This window comes from Psychrobacter sp. 72-O-c (assembly GCF_904846605.1).
Lineage (GTDB): Bacteria > Pseudomonadota > Gammaproteobacteria > Pseudomonadales > Moraxellaceae > Psychrobacter.
Genome location: NZ_CAJHBI010000002.1, coordinates 81,973 through 97,742, shown reverse-complemented (window position 1 = coordinate 97,742; position 15,770 = coordinate 81,973). Strand labels below are relative to the sequence as shown.

The 15,770-nt window shown below is 44.1% G+C and carries 13 protein-coding genes; 1 reads left to right on the top strand and 12 read right to left on the bottom strand.

The genetic code is table 11. The annotated features are described in order from the left end of the window. Nucleotides 1-44: 44 nt before the first annotated feature. The 7 genes from rapZ to mazG all read right to left on the bottom strand — a co-directional run bounded on the left by rapZ (nucleotide 45) and on the right by mazG (nucleotide 7,529). Nucleotides 45-989, bottom strand: coding sequence for an RNase adapter RapZ (rapZ, locus tag JMX97_RS01050; protein ID WP_201554340.1), 945 nt, complete (start codon nucleotides 987-989; stop codon nucleotides 45-47). Between the two features lie 96 nt (nucleotides 990-1,085). Beyond that, on the bottom strand, nucleotides 1,086-1,958 hold the full coding sequence (gene panC / locus JMX97_RS01045; protein WP_201554249.1) for a pantoate--beta-alanine ligase: 873 nt from the start codon (nucleotides 1,956-1,958) through the stop codon (nucleotides 1,086-1,088). An 89-nt stretch (nucleotides 1,959-2,047) separates the two neighbouring features. Continuing rightward, a complete protein-coding gene (gene panB / locus JMX97_RS01040; RefSeq protein ID WP_201554247.1) occupies nucleotides 2,048-2,848 on the bottom strand; it encodes a 3-methyl-2-oxobutanoate hydroxymethyltransferase in 801 nt (266 codons plus the stop codon). A 142-nt stretch (nucleotides 2,849-2,990) separates the two neighbouring features. Beyond that, the gene (gene folK, locus JMX97_RS01035; protein ID WP_201554339.1) at nucleotides 2,991-3,554 is read right to left on the bottom strand and encodes a 2-amino-4-hydroxy-6-hydroxymethyldihydropteridine diphosphokinase; all 564 of its coding nucleotides are present in this window, start codon (nucleotides 3,552-3,554) and stop codon (nucleotides 2,991-2,993) included. 91 nt (nucleotides 3,555-3,645) lie between these two features. Continuing rightward, on the bottom strand, nucleotides 3,646-5,955 hold the full coding sequence (gene pcnB, locus JMX97_RS01030; RefSeq protein WP_201554242.1) for a polynucleotide adenylyltransferase PcnB: 2,310 nt from the start codon (nucleotides 5,953-5,955) through the stop codon (nucleotides 3,646-3,648). A gap of 283 nt (nucleotides 5,956-6,238) precedes the next feature. Beyond that, complete coding sequence (locus JMX97_RS01025) at nucleotides 6,239-6,649, bottom strand: ComEA family DNA-binding protein (protein WP_201554239.1); 411 nt, start codon at nucleotides 6,647-6,649, stop codon at nucleotides 6,239-6,241. Beyond that, nucleotides 6,642-7,529 carry a nucleoside triphosphate pyrophosphohydrolase gene (gene mazG, locus JMX97_RS01020; RefSeq protein WP_201554238.1) on the bottom strand — a complete coding sequence of 296 codons (888 nt, stop codon included), beginning with the start codon at nucleotides 7,527-7,529 and terminating at the stop codon, nucleotides 6,642-6,644. The genes JMX97_RS01025 and mazG overlap by 8 nt, the downstream gene beginning before the upstream one ends. Nucleotides 7,530-7,759: 230 nt before the next feature. Here mazG and JMX97_RS01015 point away from each other — a divergent pair, with 230 nt between their 5' ends. Beyond that, a complete protein-coding gene (locus JMX97_RS01015) occupies nucleotides 7,760-9,274 on the top strand; it encodes a phosphomannomutase CpsG (RefSeq protein ID WP_201554235.1) in 1,515 nt (504 codons plus the stop codon). Between the two features lie 301 nt (nucleotides 9,275-9,575). Here JMX97_RS01015 and JMX97_RS01010 read toward each other — a convergent pair whose 3' ends face one another. The 5 genes from JMX97_RS01010 to sucD form a co-directional block, all read right to left on the bottom strand. Further along, nucleotides 9,576-10,931 (bottom strand): UDP-glucose/GDP-mannose dehydrogenase family protein, encoded by a 1,356-nt coding sequence (locus JMX97_RS01010; protein WP_201554233.1) that lies wholly within the window; start codon nucleotides 10,929-10,931, stop codon nucleotides 9,576-9,578. A 39-nt stretch (nucleotides 10,932-10,970) separates the two neighbouring features. Beyond that, nucleotides 10,971-12,647, bottom strand: a complete 1,677-nt coding sequence (pgi, locus tag JMX97_RS01005) for a glucose-6-phosphate isomerase (protein ID WP_201554231.1) — start codon at nucleotides 12,645-12,647, stop codon at nucleotides 10,971-10,973. After that, the gene (locus JMX97_RS01000) at nucleotides 12,640-13,521 is read right to left on the bottom strand and encodes a UTP--glucose-1-phosphate uridylyltransferase (RefSeq protein ID WP_201554229.1); all 882 of its coding nucleotides are present in this window, start codon (nucleotides 13,519-13,521) and stop codon (nucleotides 12,640-12,642) included. The genes pgi and JMX97_RS01000 overlap by 8 nt, the downstream gene beginning before the upstream one ends. Nucleotides 13,522-13,628: 107 nt before the next feature. Continuing rightward, a complete protein-coding gene (galE, locus tag JMX97_RS00995) occupies nucleotides 13,629-14,657 on the bottom strand; it encodes a UDP-glucose 4-epimerase GalE (RefSeq protein WP_201554228.1) in 1,029 nt (342 codons plus the stop codon). A gap of 121 nt (nucleotides 14,658-14,778) precedes the next feature. Beyond that, nucleotides 14,779-15,654 (bottom strand): succinate--CoA ligase subunit alpha, encoded by an 876-nt coding sequence (gene sucD / locus JMX97_RS00990; RefSeq protein ID WP_201554227.1) that lies wholly within the window; start codon nucleotides 15,652-15,654, stop codon nucleotides 14,779-14,781. Between the last annotated feature and the right edge of the window lie 116 nt (nucleotides 15,655-15,770).

Below are 15,770 nucleotides of genomic sequence, written 5' to 3'. Positions count from 1 at the left end.
CTTTCCAAAATAATAAATAATAAAATAGACGCCGCTCTCAGCACTTACCAGCGGCGCTTTTCACGATGCTTAGCAGCGACGCTCAAGCCTTGTGGCAGACTACCCGCAAGCTTACGTTGTAATTGTTCAGTAATAAATACCGAGCGATGTTTGCCGCCAGTACAACCAATAGCGACCGTCACAGTATGGCGATTGTTATGTAAGAATTCTGGCAACCAACGTGTTAAAAACGCGTCGATATCTCCCGTCATCTCTGCTACTTCTGGATAATCCGCAAAAAACTCACTGACCTCAGAATCCAGACCAGTCGCGCTACGTAGGGTAGGATTCCAATGCGGGTTTGGCAGAACTCTCACATCAAATACGAAATCGGCATCAATAGGATTGCCATATTTGAAACCAAAAGATAATAGGTTGATAACAATCTGATTGTCTACCCCAGTATAATCACGAAGACGTTCTTTTAATTGATGGATATTGAGCATACTAGTATCTATTACAATATCAGCCCGTCTAGATATTGGCTCCAACAGTTGCACTTCTTTTTTGAGAGCAGCAGGTAAGTTATAAGCGGTATGCTCGACACCTTCGACACTTTCAACATCTTGGGCCATTAACGGGTGCACACGTCTGGTGGCATTAAATCGCGCGATTAGGGTGCCTTCTTGCGCGGTCACATACAGCACTTTAACTGCCTGCTTACCATAAGTCTGTTTTAGCGCATCATGGGTCGCCGCAAAGTTAGATAAATCAGCACGCGGGGTACGAATATCAACGCCAAGCGCAATACGACTAATGCTACTTTCACTTATCAGCTTTTGAGCGGTTTCGGGGACTAATGATAACGGTAGGTTATCAATAGAGTAATATCCCAAATCTTCTAAGATATTCAATACTGAAGTCTTGCCGGATCCTGAGCGCCCCGATACCACTAAAATACTGAGGCTATTATCCGTTACTTGTGGCGCTAGCGTGTGCTCTTGATCCATACCTGCTGCTTCCATGACCCATCACCCCAGTTTGCTTTTAACGTCAGCTTACTCTCAATTCCAAATGGCTAATTTAGCTTTATTAATAAATGGCTATTAATAGACAGTAACCAGTTGATTGTCTAATAAGCGTGCTCGACCCAGCCATGCGGCGACGACAATGATCAATTCTTGAGCTTGCGATTTTTCAGCTTTATTGTTTATTATCGATTCTAGTTGGGCCGTTTTTACCTCTAAATAATCAATCTTGAAGCCAACGGCAGTAATACGCTTACTAGAATTTGCTATCAACGTCTCAAGGTCTTGTTCAACATTCTTACTATCAATGAGCTGCTGTGCTAAATACTGTAATTCTTGATGCAATATTGGTGCTGCTTGTCGCTCTCCATCGCTCAAATACTGGTTGCGCGACGATAGCGCCAATCCATCAGTAGCTCGGACAATAGGCGCGGCAATAATATCAATCGGGTAACTTAAATCACGCACCAATTGCTTAATAATCGCTAATTGCTGATAGTCTTTTTGCCCAAATATTGCCACATCAGGCTGGACAATATTAAACAACTTAGATACCACGATACCGACACCATCGAAATGACTAGGGCGCGATTGTCCACATAGCTGAGTGGTGATAGCGCCGGCATGTACGGAGGTAGGCAAAGGTAAGACCGGATACATCTCATCAACACTAGGAGCAAACACATAATCGGCATTAACCGTAGCCAGCTTGGCAACATCATCGTCGAGGGTGCGCGGGTAGCTATCAAAATCTTCACCTATCCCAAACTGGGTAGGATTGACAAAAATGCTAACAATCACAATATCAGCGTACTGTCTGGCAAGTTTGACCAACTCTAAATGCCCGTCATGCAAGTTACCCATAGTTGGTACTAAGGCAATGCGCTGCTGACTACGATAGGGCTTCAAAGCTGCTCGTAACTCTGCGATATGATGATGAATAATGGGCATTGTTAAGTCTTCTTCTTTTTCTATCCAAGCCGTTATTTTAAGCGACTATAACTAATAATGAATAACTAACAATAATCTATAAAATACAACTAGCTAAACTCATGCTGCGAGTTAGGAAAACTACCTTCGCGTACTGACTGTTTATATAGGGCAAACGCCCCTTCAACACTGTGCTCAGTATTGCGCTCATCGGTCAAAAAATCATGGACAAAACGTGGTACGCGGCCATGTACCATTCCCAACATGTCATGCATTACCAGCACTTGACCATCAGTATCAGCACCTGCTCCAATACCAATGACTGGCACAGTAACCGCTTGCGTTACGGCTTTCGCCAGTTCAGCAGGCACGCACTCTAATACTAACAGCGCGGCGCCTGCTTTTACTACCGCTTTGGCATCCTCTAATAGCTTATTGGCAGCCTCGTCACCGCGCCCTTGGATTTTATAACCACCAAAAACGTTGACAGACTGCGGGGTTAAGCCCAGATGGACACAGGTTGGGGTACCTGCTTGCGCCAAAGTCGTAACCAATTCACATAGCTCACTGCCGCCTTCGATTTTAATCACATGGGCACCGGCCTGCATCAGCTGACGACTATTAGCTATCGCATCCGGCAGGGTCACATAGCTCATAAATGGCAAATCAGCTAAAATTAAAGCGTGCTCGTTACTGCGGGCAATATTAGCCGTATGATAAACCATGTCGGCAACCGTTACCGGCAAGGTCGAATTATGACCTTGTACTACCATGCCCAAACTATCACCAATTAAAATAGTATCAATCTGCGCCTTCTCCATCATCCGCGCAAACATGGAATCATAGCAGGTCAGACAAGTAAACTTGGTACCGTCTTTTTTGAATTTATTTAAGGTAGATAAAGTCGTCATATGACTCTCAATAACTCGATTATAAGGTGATTTAAAAAAGGCACTAAAATACGGTTTTACAAATAAATGGCATAACTGATACAACTGGCACTACTTGTTGCATTAGTTACCAGTCATACCGCACAAAATATATCAATCAGCTCTAGTCTTCGCGCACGAAGCTATCTACGCACGAATGGTTAGGAGATTCAGCTGGCGTATTGTCTATAAGCAGTTTCAGCCCTGACCAATCTTCACTTGATGGATAAGCACTTATTGGCTTGCCTGCAATGAATATCTCGGACGCTAACTCTCGCAGGGGTAACAAGACAAAATTGCGCTCGGTCAGTCCAGCATGTGGTACCGTTAGCTGCGGCTCGGCAATCTTCTGCTGGCCATAAAGCAAAATATCCACATCAAGGCTACGCTCGCCCCAATGGCGCAGTCGTGCACGCTTAGCATGCTGCTCTAACTGTTGGCACAATGTCAATAACTCAAACGGTATCAGCCTAGTTTCAAAACCAACCACAGCATTGACAAAGTCTGGCTGATCTTGCGGTCCCATTGGCGCAGAAGCATAAAATGAGGAAACATGAATGTCTTTTATATCCTTGTGCTCACGTAAACCATCCAGCGCTTGTTGTAAATGCTCAACCGGCGAACCCAGCTCATTAACCAAGTTACTACCCAAACCTAAGTAGCACATAACCCACTCGCTGCCAGTCATTTCAGAGTCACTGTCAGAACGAATGTAAAGTTCACTGCTATTTGAAGGTTGGCTCATGGTTATTGATCTACTCTAAGATTTACGGTCAACGTTATGCTTGATCAGTAGCTGTATCAGGACTGGGCTGACGGCGACGACGCTTTGCAGGAACGGGGCCTTGATTGGTCGTGCCTTTGGTAGTTTTAGCGACCTTTTTCTCGTCAACCTGAGCTTTTTTGGCTTGAAGCTTTCTAGCCTGAGCTTTTTTAGTCTCAATCACTTCATCAGTCTTATCAGCTTTGGTCTCTTTAGTCGTTTTTGCTGACCGTCTACTGGCAACTTCTTTAACAGGTTTTGACTTGCTATTAGTATCAAGGCTGCTGTTAGCTTTAGTAGTCGCAGCAGTCGGTTTTTTCGACGGCTTACTAGTACTAGCATTTGCATTAACATCAGCAGTTACTTGTGGTTCTGAATGTAGCTGACGACGGCGACGCTTATACGGTACGGACTCGTTATTGCTACTCACCAATTCTGGCGACCTTGCTACCGTGCGAGTGGTGTTTGCCTTAGTAGCAGAAGATTGCTTTGCTTTAGTACTTTTAGTATTAGCCGGCTGATCTGTATTTGAGCTATCAACACCCGCGTCTGTTTTGTCACGCTGTATTGATGCTTTCTGCTTACCAGGTACTTTATTAGCAGGTGCTTTGGTCTTTTCAGATTGCACAGCCTTAGCAGCTTTAGACGGTTTCGCTTGGTTCTCTGACAGCTGCTTTTGTAATGGAGGCACAACGTTTTCGTGCTCTATCACAAACAGTGGCGCAGCCAAGTTGCGTTGATTTGCTTTAGGCGCGTTACTAGTAAGTGACAGTTGTTGTAACTGGGCAAGCTCACTACTGTCCTGTTTTACCTGCTGCGCGTTTTGCGTTTGACCCCGTTGTTTTTTCGCACGAGAAGATGACTGCACTATTGCTGCGGTGTCCGGAGCGGTTTGTTTACTCGCAGCACGGCGGCGGCGCGATGGAATGTTTGATGGATCATTAACCCTCATCGATTCATTACTACCACTATTATTGATTTGTGGGTCATTTTTATTCGCTTGAGCGTTATTTTCTGTTTGATTCACTGGCGCGTTATTATCAGTCATCTTTTCCTTTTGGCGATTGCGACCACGACCACGCTTATAGGCACCGCGGCGAACATTCTCATCGAAGTCATTGATAGCTTGCTGCTTCTGCTTTTCAGATAGAGTCTGATAAGTCTGCCACCAGTCTCCCATACCATTGGTAGACTCAGATAACGGATGCTCAGCATCGCCACATTGCTCACGCAATAATAAAAAGTCGAAACCCGCGCGAAAACGTGGATGCTCGACAAGTTGCTCAATTTGCTTGCTACGCGGAGCGGCAAGTTTGGGCTGCAAAATCCAGATATCACGGATGAATTGTTCCGCAAATTTGGGAATGGCGGTCTTAATGCGTTGGCGGTCAATAACTTTACAGGCGGCTTGCATCTGGGCTTCTGCGAACGGCAGGTTACGTTTTTTAGCCTTGTCTAATTGGTGGAGATAATTTTCCCACAATAAAGCAGCATAGAAAAATGCGGGATTGATACTCTTTCCTGCACCAATACGCTTATCGGTATTAATAGCCACTTGCTTGACTAAAGCGCTAGGTTGAGAAGGAGGATAAATGATTAAACTATCAATAGCACCCGATTCAAACAGTAGCGGCAACAAGGGCACTAAATAGCCCCCAGAAAACATCTTTTGAGTCTCATCATAAAGACGATGCGGCGAAATTTGTTCTAACCGAGTCCAATTGTCCTTGTGAAACTGCTGAGACAGCTCTTTATCAAACTCAAAACCCAATTTGGCTTTAAAACGCAGCGCACGCAGTAACCGTACCGGATCTTCTTCAATACGGACGGGTGCATGACCTAGCAGACGAATGATTTTATTATCAATATCGTCGAGCGCGTCACAAAAATCGTGCACCACACCTTTTAGCGGCTGATAATAGAGTGCATTAATTGAAAAATCACGACGGGAGAAGTCTTGCTTGATGTCGCCCCAAACATTATCACGAATAATCATACCATCTTGGGTAGTATTAGCATCACTATTTGGCGGACCACGAAAAGTCGCTACTTCGATTAATTCGCGTCCTGAGTACACGTGTGCCAACTGAAAGCGGCGACCGATAATGCGGCAGCGCTTACCAAACACGTCTTTGATCTCATGAGGCTTGGCGTCAGTAACGGCATCAAAATCTTTAGGCTTCAGACCTAATAAAGTATCGCGCACGCCACCACCAACGATATAGGCATCAAACCCAGCTCGGGATAAGGTGGCAATAACTTCAGTAATGGAATTAGGTAATTCAGATTTATTCAGTTCTAACTGCTTGGCGGCACGCTCGGCCATGCATCTACTCCTCGCCGGTATTCTTAACTACCCCTGATTAACACAGCGTTTATCAGGCGGATGTACCCGCTAGTTTAACAAATTTTGCGCGGGCTGGGTATGTTATGACATTTACTTACATGCTATTTTGTCAATATTAATGTTATTTATGGAGACAAATATCGCTAATTCAATGAATATCGCTAATTCGAAAAAAGTCTATAGTAATAACCGATAAAATAGATAGCTTGCTATTAGTCATGAGCGGCCGGGTAGTTACGTGCGACTGGTAAAAGTTTATTGACTAATTCCTTATTTGTAAACGCACCCTATTCTTCTCTAACGTTTTTGGCCCAATACCTTTTACTTTTTCTAACTCATCTACGGTTTTAAAATCGCCAAACATCTCACGATATAAAATAATCGCTTGCGCCTTACTGCTACCAATACCATGTAACGAGGCCAGTTCACCTTCGCTGGCATGATTGATATTTACCAGCGCCTGATCGCGCGCTTGGGTCTGCGCAGTCTCTTGCGCCAATAAGTAATTATAAGCACTTTGAGCATTATCAAAACAGGGGGTAGCTTGAGCCGTACTGTTGCCAAAACCCAAGATAACAGTTAGGCATAGACTTATACTCGCCAGCCAATTAAGGCTCGAAAACTTATTTTGCTGTGCAGTAAAAACGTCAGAGTTACTAATAGGTTCATTCATGCTGTTTTGCCGCTTCCCATAGCTTATCCATTTCGGTTAGATTACTGTCTTCTAAACGCTTGCCAGCGGATTCTAATTGCGCCTCAATATAAGCAAAACGAGACTTAAATTTATGCACACAAGTCAAAGTTGCGGCCTCAGCATCAAGGTTTAATTTACGTGCAACATTAACTAAGGCAAACATACAATCGCCCAGCTCTTTTTCAATATCAGTAATATTAGCTGCTATTTCATTTTTTGGCTTATCTATAAGCTCAGCTTTAAGCTCACTCACTTCTTCATCGAGTTTATCCAGCGCCCCGCTTATCCCTTCCCAATCAAAGCCTAATTTTGACGCTTGCTTTTGTACATCTTGCGCTTGCATCAGTGCACTACCCGCTTTGGTAACGTCTAATCGACGCCGCGGCTTACCACGTGCGGAGCGTTCCGCTTGCTCTTCAGCTTTAATTTCATCCCAACGCGCTTTCACAGCCGCCTCATCTTTGAGACTTTCGGCCTCGAACACATGCGGATGGCGGCGAATTAGCTTTTGCTGCAAGGTGGTCATAACATCTTCAATATCAAAACGTCCTTGCTCCGCATAGAGCTGACAATGAAAAATGACTTGTAATAACACATCACCAAGCTCACCTTTGATATCCTCATCGTCATCGCTCTGTACGGCCTCACCCAACTCATAAGCCTCTTCGATAGCATAAGGAATTAAGCTATGATTGCTTTGCTTTTGATCCCAAGGGCAGTCCGCACGTAGCCGTGCCATCAATGCCAATAAATCATCTAATTGACCAGTAGCTATAGGCTTACCTTGCACAGGCTTGGGTGCTGTAATTATCTGCTGCTCATTATTAATTGATGAGTCATTATTTTTCTGGTCATTCATAACAGATACTCTTATATTTTACTTACTATTTAATAGAAAAGATGTTGGTTTGAATAGGAGATGTAAAACTAATTAATATAAGATCAGATAGCAACATGCTTTCACCCTATTCATTTATCGGTTAGTGTATCATTTAATCCTTCTTGACCAATATTTTTGCCTTTTATTCCACAGCCAGTCATCTCATAACCTTTTACTTCAGACCTAAGCTCACGAGGAATTTCATCATCATGTCTACCACCGATAACGCAGCTACTTCTAGTTATACTCCTGCTCACAACGATTTTACAGCCATTAGCATTAACTCTTTTAAAGCTTATGATATTCGCGGCGAGCTTGGGGTTAGCCTTGATGAAGATATCGCTTATCGTATCGGTCGCGCCTTTGCACAGATCTTATCTCAGCGTTATGACTCCGCTGGCGCTAACGATGATGGCATTAAAAACCCTGATAGCTTAGCAAACTTACAGCCCGCTATCGTCATCGGGAGCGATATCCGCCATTCAAGTGAGCAACTAAAACAAGCGACTATTGCCGGTATTATGGCTGCTGGCGTTGATGTGATTGATCTAGGCATGACTGGGACCGAAGAGGTCTATTTTGCCACCAGTCATTATCAAGCGCTAGGCGGGATCGAAGTGACGGCCAGTCATAATCCTATCAATTATAATGGCTTAAAATTAGTTAAAGAGCATTCAAAACCTATCAGCGCCGATGATGGTTTAGCAGAAATTCAACAACTAGCAGAATCAGGGCGGTTTACTGTAAGCAATAGCCAAGGCAAATTACAGCTATTAACGGATAAAAGCGCTTATGTTGACCATGTGATGAGCTTTGTTGATACCGATAAATTAAAACCGCTGAAACTGGTTATTAATTCAGGCAATGGTAGTGCTGGGCCTGTGGTTGATTTATTGGTCGATAAACTGGCTCAAGCAGGCGCACCAATTGAGGTGATTAAGCTGCATCACAAACCTGATGGTAGTTTCCCCAATGGTATTCCTAATCCGATGATTTTGGCTAATAGAACCGCCACTCAGCAAGCAGTGATAGAACATAAAGCCGATCTAGGTATTGCGTTTGACGGCGACTTTGATCGTTGTTTTTTATTCGATGAAAATGGCGAGTTTATTGATGGCAGCTATGTGGTAGGCATGCTCGCCCAAGCGTTTTTGAATAAGTATCCGGGCGAATCTATCGTCTATGATCCCCGAGTGGTATATAACACTGAAGCCGTGGTTAAGGCTCATAATGGCAAGACAGTGATCAGTAAATCAGGGCATTCGTTTATTAAACAGGTCATGCGCGAATCAGGAGCCATATATGGCGGCGAGATGTCTGCTCATCACTATTTTCGCGACTTCTGCTATTGTGATAGTGGTATGATTCCGTGGTTATTGACCATTGAGCTGTTGTCAATTACCGGTAAGACCCTGTCTGAATTGGTCACGGGTTATATCAGTGATTATCCCAGCTCAGGTGAATTGAACTTTCATCTGACAGACCACGATGCACCGACTATTATTAAAGATATCGAAGAAAAATTCAGCGACCAGAATCCTACTAAATCAACACTGGATGGGCTAAGCCTCGATTTCGGTGACTGGCGTTTTAATCTACGTGCCTCTAATACTGAACCACTAATCCGGCTTAATATTGAAAGTCGTGGTGATGAGCCCTTACTGGCAATGAAGGTACAGGAAGTACAGCAGTGGCTTGCTCAACAAGGCGCCGTACCTGCATAGTTGTTTTAGAAATTAAAAGTATATTTGCTGAATTCTAAAAATATTAAGCGCCTGTTGATAGCTAGATCAACAGGCGCTTTTTAGGCTTTTAATACCTACTTCTATTGTTAATAACTGGCGTTTTATTTAATATATTTAATCCAGTTTAGAAACGGCACAGTGCCACTGGGATGCTACTGTAACAAACGTTTTGCAGCATCGAAACACGCCTGCGAACAGCACGCAAGAAAAATTTATACCAGTGGTACGTTACTACAAACGTATCTCTTTTATTTTGAGTCGACTATAAATAGTAGGTTATCTATTTAGTGCGGCCAATACCGACATAATCACCAATTAATAAGTCAAGTTGATCACGGCTTAGTGCTGCTTGCGCATCAAATATTGGCATGGCGTAGTTATTAATTTGGGTGATATCGAGCTTGTTCTGAGGCGACCAACTCAAGATAAAGATCGCCTGTGCATCGCTTAATTGCTGATAAGGACTATCGATTAGCTGTAATAATGGCTGCTGATCATAGCGCTGAGCCAGCTCTGCTTTTGCCTTATTGCTATAGACCAGCGTGCGAATATTATAAGACCATAATAGCTCTAATAGCGGATGGATAGCTGAACCTTCAGTACGTCCAGACCCCGCTTTATAACTGCCACCCCAAATCATTACCGTCTTATTGTCAATAAAGCCATCAAAATACTGCCAAAACTTACGAAATATCAGCTCTTTTTGGTCTTTATTGATGTGCATGACAGCTTGTAACAGCGGCATATCTACTCTATTTTCCTGCCCAGACTGCTCAAGCTTCTCAAGCTCAGCAGGTAGCGTGTTGCCCCCAAAGCCCCATCCTGCCTGTAAATAACTGCTACCGACCCGCTGGTCTAAGCCCATAATTTGGCTGATTTTCTGAATGTCTACCTGATGACTGTCGGCAAGGCGTGACATCTCATTTATAAAGCTAACTCGAGTCGCCAGCATCGCCATAATACTGCTGCGGGCGAATTCTATCGTGGCAATATCAGCATGGTGATAGGCGCGGGCATGCTGGATTAATGGTTGCAAAGCAGTCAAATGCTGGCTGCTATCCGCAGTTTTTTCACCGAGCAACCATAACGATGGCTTCAGCATTGAGCTATAAGCTTCCCCATCTTGTAAAAATACAAACGGCACATAATAGACCCACGCACGCTGCAAACGCTGCGCTAAAGCTGAGATGTGACCCAGTTGTTCAATGCCGCTTATAATGATAGGGCATGTCTGCTGATAGCTATGGTTGAATGCCGTTATCCACTCATCCTCTACCCATATCGATTTGATACTGTCTAAAAATAGCCAATACAGTGCGACTTGCGGACTTCCATCGAGCTGTAAGCTTTCAGAAGTTTGTAAGGGATCATAAGTTTCAATCAGTTTATCCGCGCTGTCTAGTAGGGGCCGACTGATAATCTTCTGCTGCTCTACATACAATTGCCACAGCGCCTGCAAATGATGCTCAAATCCATACTGCTGTAGTTGTTGTTCGAGTAGCGTTATATCAGCATACAGGTGCACATTTTGGCCTAAACTGGCCATCACCACTGCACTAGTAATGGCTTCGATATCATGACCAATAATGACGCATACTTTTGGGTTTTCATCGAGCGTAATGGGCTGAGAAGACATAGAACTACCTTTTGCTATTTTGTATTAAGAATATAATTTCTAAGACAAGCGTCTGATATGTGTAAGCAACTGATTGGTGGACGTATCAAAGGGGTTAGTGCCGTCCTGTTGTAAGGCATGATAAACGGTCTCAGCCATCTGCTTACCCATCTCAACGCCCCATTGATCAAACGGATTAATATCCCAAACACTGGCCATCACATAAACTTTGTGCTCATATAGTGCAATCAGCGCCCCCAAGCTATGCGGGGTCAGCTCATCGATAAGTAGCGTGGTTGAAGGTTGATTGCCGCGATAGTTCTTATATTTATCCGCATCACAAGCGGCCGCTTTATTAGCAATATCAGTATCAGCGATAGCTGCATTACCAAAAGCCAGCACGCGACTTTGTGCCAAACAATTCGCCAGTGACAGCTCATGTTGCTGTTGCAGCGAGGCATTTTGTACTTCATCACTATAATGACGCACGCAAGCTATAAAGTCGCAAGACACGTGTTGAGTACCTTGATGCAGCAGCTGATAAAAGGCATGCTGGGCGTTAGAGCCAACTTCACCCCATAAAATCGGGCAAGTGTCGTAGTCAACACGTTCGCCATCATGAGTCACGGACTTGCCATTACTTTCCATCTCTAGTTGAGTCAAATAGCTGGGTAAATAGCCCAAGCGCCCGTCATAAGGCAACACCGTATGAGCATGAATATGTAAAAAGGTACTGTTCCAAACCGCCAGTAACCCTAGCAGTACTGGTAAATTATCCGAAAAATCGGCATTGGCAAAATGCACATCCATGCTGTGTGCGCCTGCCAGCAGCTCACGAAACTGCGCCATACCAATCCGAATGGCAATAGCCAGCCCAATCGCTGACCACAAGGAAAAACGCCCCCCAACCCAATCCCAAAGCTGCAACTGATGCTCGGGATGAATGCCCCATTCGCTCATTTTTTTGCTATTTGCTGAGATACCGATAAAGTGGCGACGTAATACACTGTCTTGAGTACCCGCGCGCAAGGTAGCGGTAGTAAGCAACCAGGACAGCGCGGTCTTGGCATTAGAGAGGGTATCGACAGTTCCAAAGGATTTAGATGAGATAATAAATAGCGTGGTCTCAGCATTTAAACGCTTAAGTAAGTTATCAAGCTGGCTGCCATCCATATTGGAGACAAAATGTACCACGATAGCTGTATCTGCCCATTCATCAAGCGCGGTAGCGGCCATTAATGGCCCTAAATCAGAACCGCCAACCCCAATATTGACCACATCAGTAATCGCTTTACCTGAAAACCCGCGCCAACTGCCACTACGAATGCGCTGTGATAGCCGCTCCACTTGCGCCAGGCTATGATGTACATCAGCAACCACATCTTGTGTGCCGACTTGCAATGTTGCGGTGGCAGGCAAACGTAGTGCCGTATGCAAGGCCGCGCGTTCTTCACTAGTATTGACCATTGCGCCTTGCAATAACGCCTCAATACGCGTGGATAAATCGCCACTATCCGCTAAATTTAATAGACTTGTCAGCACAGTCTCATCAATACACTGCTTGCTATAGTCCATATAAATCGCACCGGCTTGGGCGCTAAAACGCTGGGTACGCGTTTTATCTTGCGCAAACAAGGTCGACAACGACCACTTTTGCTCAGCCAACTGCTTTAGTTGCAGCCAGTGTTCAGAATCTCGTGCGCTACTTTGCGCTTTGCCCTGCGGTACTTTATTCATCGGGAGCTAATTGCTGCTGGGCAAAATATACAAACGCCTGCATATACGAGCGCATATCACCGGCATCATAACTGTCACCAACCATAGTCGTCACATCAACCCCATGCTGACTAATTAGCGCATCAATAGCATCGGTCAGTTGAATTTCACCACCAACAGAGGCCGTAGTATTCGCTAAGTAATCAAATATTTTATTGCTAAAGACATAGCGACCTACTACCGCCAATCGAGACGGCGCGTCTGCTAAACTGGGCTTTTCTACAAAACCGGCTACTTGGAAGCTAGCGTTAACGTCAGCTTTATTAATATCACTCACATCATGAGAACGGTCACTAAGCTTAGCAATACCGTATTTATGTACTTCGCTATCAGCCACTTTATCCACCAATATCTGCGAATGGTCGTTATTAGCGAAGGCCGTCAACATAAAAGCTAAATTATCTTTGTGCATATCATTAGCAAACGGATCGAGAACCACATCAGGCAATAGCACCGCAAAATTATGGTCACCAATAATGGGTCGTGCTGCTAGTACCGCATGCCCAAGACCCAGCGCTTTACCTTGACGTATCATAGATACGGTCACGTCCTCTGGTAGCCAGTTTAAGCTATCAGCCAACGCGTCTTTACCTTTATTACGCAACTGATTATCAAGCTCAGCATTGATATCGAAGTAATTTTCAATCGCACTTTTTTGCGCATGACCGACTAGTACAATGTGCTTAATACCGGCAGCGATGGCCTCTTCGACCACATAATGAATAGCGGGACGATTGCCTAGTGGTAATAACTCTTTCGGCACTGATTTCGACAACGGCAACATGCGCGTGCCAAAGCCTGCGACAGGAATAACAGCATGAGTGATTTTTTTCATAGTTATAAGGCTACATTAAAAGGATGAAATAATTCTGAATAGTGAAACAGTATTAAACTAATATGACGCAATAGATTTTACGAGAACTTTTATATCTTCTATACTTTCTATGCTTTGTACCCATTCGGATTCATACTTTGCCAACGCCAAGTATCTTCACACATGTCAGCAATAGACAGCTTTGCTTGCCAACCTAGTAATGATTGCGCCTTATCAGCACTGGCATAACAGCTGGCGATATCACCCGCACGGCGATCGGTAAACTGATAGGGAATTTTTTGTCCAGACACTTTGGTAAAAGCAGTAACTAACTCTAATACTGAGCTGCCTTTGCCAGTGCCTAAATTGATAGGTAAAAACCCAACAGCTGACGTTTGGTCTTCTAAATAATTGAGCGCAGCAACATGTCCTGCCGCAAGGTCAGTAACGTGAATGAAGTCGCGGACGCCCGTACCATCGACCGTTGGATAGTCATTACCAAAAATATTCAGTTTGGCAAGCTTACCGACCGCAACTTGGGAAATATAAGGCATGAGATTATTAGGAATGTCATTTGGGTCTTCCCCGATCTGACCGGATGGATGCGCACCGACTGGATTAAAGTATCTAAGGGTAATCAGGTTCCAGTCATTATCCGACACTGCTAAGTTTTCTAAAATATGCTCAACTGTCAGCTTACTTTGGCCATAAGGGTTGGTACAAGAGCGCGGAGAATTCTCATCGATAGGCAGAACTTCAGGATCGCCGTATACAGTAGCCGATGAAGAAAAAACGAATTTTTTAACCTTATATTCCGCCATGACTTCAAGTAAATTAATAGTACCGCTAACGTTATTATTATAATACATCAAAGGCTTAGCAACAGATTCACCAACGGCTTTGAGTCCAGCAAAATGAATCACTCCAAAGAACTGATGAGCCTCAAACACTTCTCGAAGTCGCTTAGCATCACGGATATCTCCTTCAATAAAGTCAATAGAGACATCGATAAGCTGCGAGACCCGGTTAATAGCCTCACGACTACTATTAGATAAATTGTCATAGATGACGATATCGTAACCTGCTTGATGTAAAGCGATACAAGTATGCGTACCGATATACCCTGCACCGCCTGTTACTAATATTTTATTTTTCATATCATCATCCAAGGCAGTTTTTAAAACAAAAAAAGACACCCCATTGTAGGGGTGTCTTTATGGTATATCAAGGCAGTTCTAGTAGTTACGCAATAAGTTAGTTAATAGGCAGATGCCTATATTACCAGCCAGTAACTTCTTTAAGTTTGTCACCAAGTTTAGAAGGGTCACGCGTATAGGCGATTCCTGCATCTTCAAAGGCTTTGAATTTCTCTTCAGCTGTGCCTTGACCGCCTGAGATGATAGCGCCGGCATGACCCATACGCTTGCCTTCAGGAGCTGTAACACCAGCGATATAACCAACAACTGGTTTAGTTACGTGGTCTTTGATATAGGCGGCTGCTTCTTCTTCAGCAGTACCACCAATCTCACCGATTAGGATGATAGCTTCAGTTTGTGGATCGTCTTGGAACAATTTCAACGCATCAATCTGGTTCATACCAGGGATAGGATCACCACCGATACCGATACAGGTTGACTGACCAAAGCCAAGCTTAGTAGTCTGAGCGACCGCTTCATAAGTCAACGTACCAGAGCGTGAGATGATGCCCACTTTACCGGGTAGATGAATATGGCCTGGCATAATACCAATTTTACATTCGCCTGGAGTGATAACGCCTGGGCAGTTAGGACCAACAAGACGCACATCGCCCGCTTCTTCAAGATAGCGTTTGGCTTTTAGCATGTCGATAGTCGGTACGCCTTCAGTGATCACAACGATCAGCTTCACGCCCGCATCGATGGCTTCAACGATAGAATCTAGTACGAATGGAGCTGGTACGTAGATAACAGAAGCGTCAGCTTGAGTGGCTTCCATAGCTTCAGACATAGTGTTAAATACAGGTAGACCTAAATGCGTTTGACCGCCTTTACCTGGGGTAACGCCGCCTACAACTTTAGTACCGTATTCGATGGCTTGTTCAGAATGGAACGTACCATTTTTACCAGTGAAACCTTGGACCAATACTTTGGTGTTTTTATCAATTAATACACTCATTGTTTTTTCCTTGTATTCGGTTGTCTTGTAATAGCCGCTTAGTTGTGGAACTACTTATTATTAAATAAGCCAGTAAATTTGAACAACTAAGCTACCGCTATTACGCGTTGACTACT

Bases quoted from the DNA above. Each gene is read 5' to 3' on its own strand.
- sucD (WP_201554227.1), bottom strand. From the start codon at position 15,654: ATGAGTGTATTAATTGATAAAAACACCAAAGTATTGGTCCAAGGTTTC.
- folK (WP_201554339.1), bottom strand. From the start codon at position 3,554: ATGACTGGCAGCGAGTGGGTTATGTGCTACTTAGGTTTGGGTAGTAAC.
- JMX97_RS01015 (WP_201554235.1), top strand. From the start codon at position 7,760: ATGTCTACCACCGATAACGCAGCTACTTCTAGTTATACTCCTGCTCAC.
- JMX97_RS01025 (WP_201554239.1), bottom strand. From the start codon at position 6,649: ATGAATGAACCTATTAGTAACTCTGACGTTTTTACTGCACAGCAAAAT.
- JMX97_RS01000 (WP_201554229.1), bottom strand. From the start codon at position 13,521: ATGAAAAAAATCACTCATGCTGTTATTCCTGTCGCAGGCTTTGGCACG.
- mazG (WP_201554238.1), bottom strand. From the start codon at position 7,529: ATGAATGACCAGAAAAATAATGACTCATCAATTAATAATGAGCAGCAG.
- JMX97_RS01010 (WP_201554233.1), bottom strand. From the start codon at position 10,931: ATGTCTTCTCAGCCCATTACGCTCGATGAAAACCCAAAAGTATGCGTC.
- pcnB (WP_201554242.1), bottom strand. From the start codon at position 5,955: ATGGCCGAGCGTGCCGCCAAGCAGTTAGAACTGAATAAATCTGAATTA.
- panC (WP_201554249.1), bottom strand. From the start codon at position 1,958: ATGCCCATTATTCATCATCATATCGCAGAGTTACGAGCAGCTTTGAAG.
- rapZ (WP_201554340.1), bottom strand. From the start codon at position 989: ATGGATCAAGAGCACACGCTAGCGCCACAAGTAACGGATAATAGCCTC.
- galE (WP_201554228.1), bottom strand. From the start codon at position 14,657: ATGAAAAATAAAATATTAGTAACAGGCGGTGCAGGGTATATCGGTACG.
- panB (WP_201554247.1), bottom strand. From the start codon at position 2,848: ATGACGACTTTATCTACCTTAAATAAATTCAAAAAAGACGGTACCAAG.
- pgi (WP_201554231.1), bottom strand. From the start codon at position 12,647: ATGAATAAAGTACCGCAGGGCAAAGCGCAAAGTAGCGCACGAGATTCT.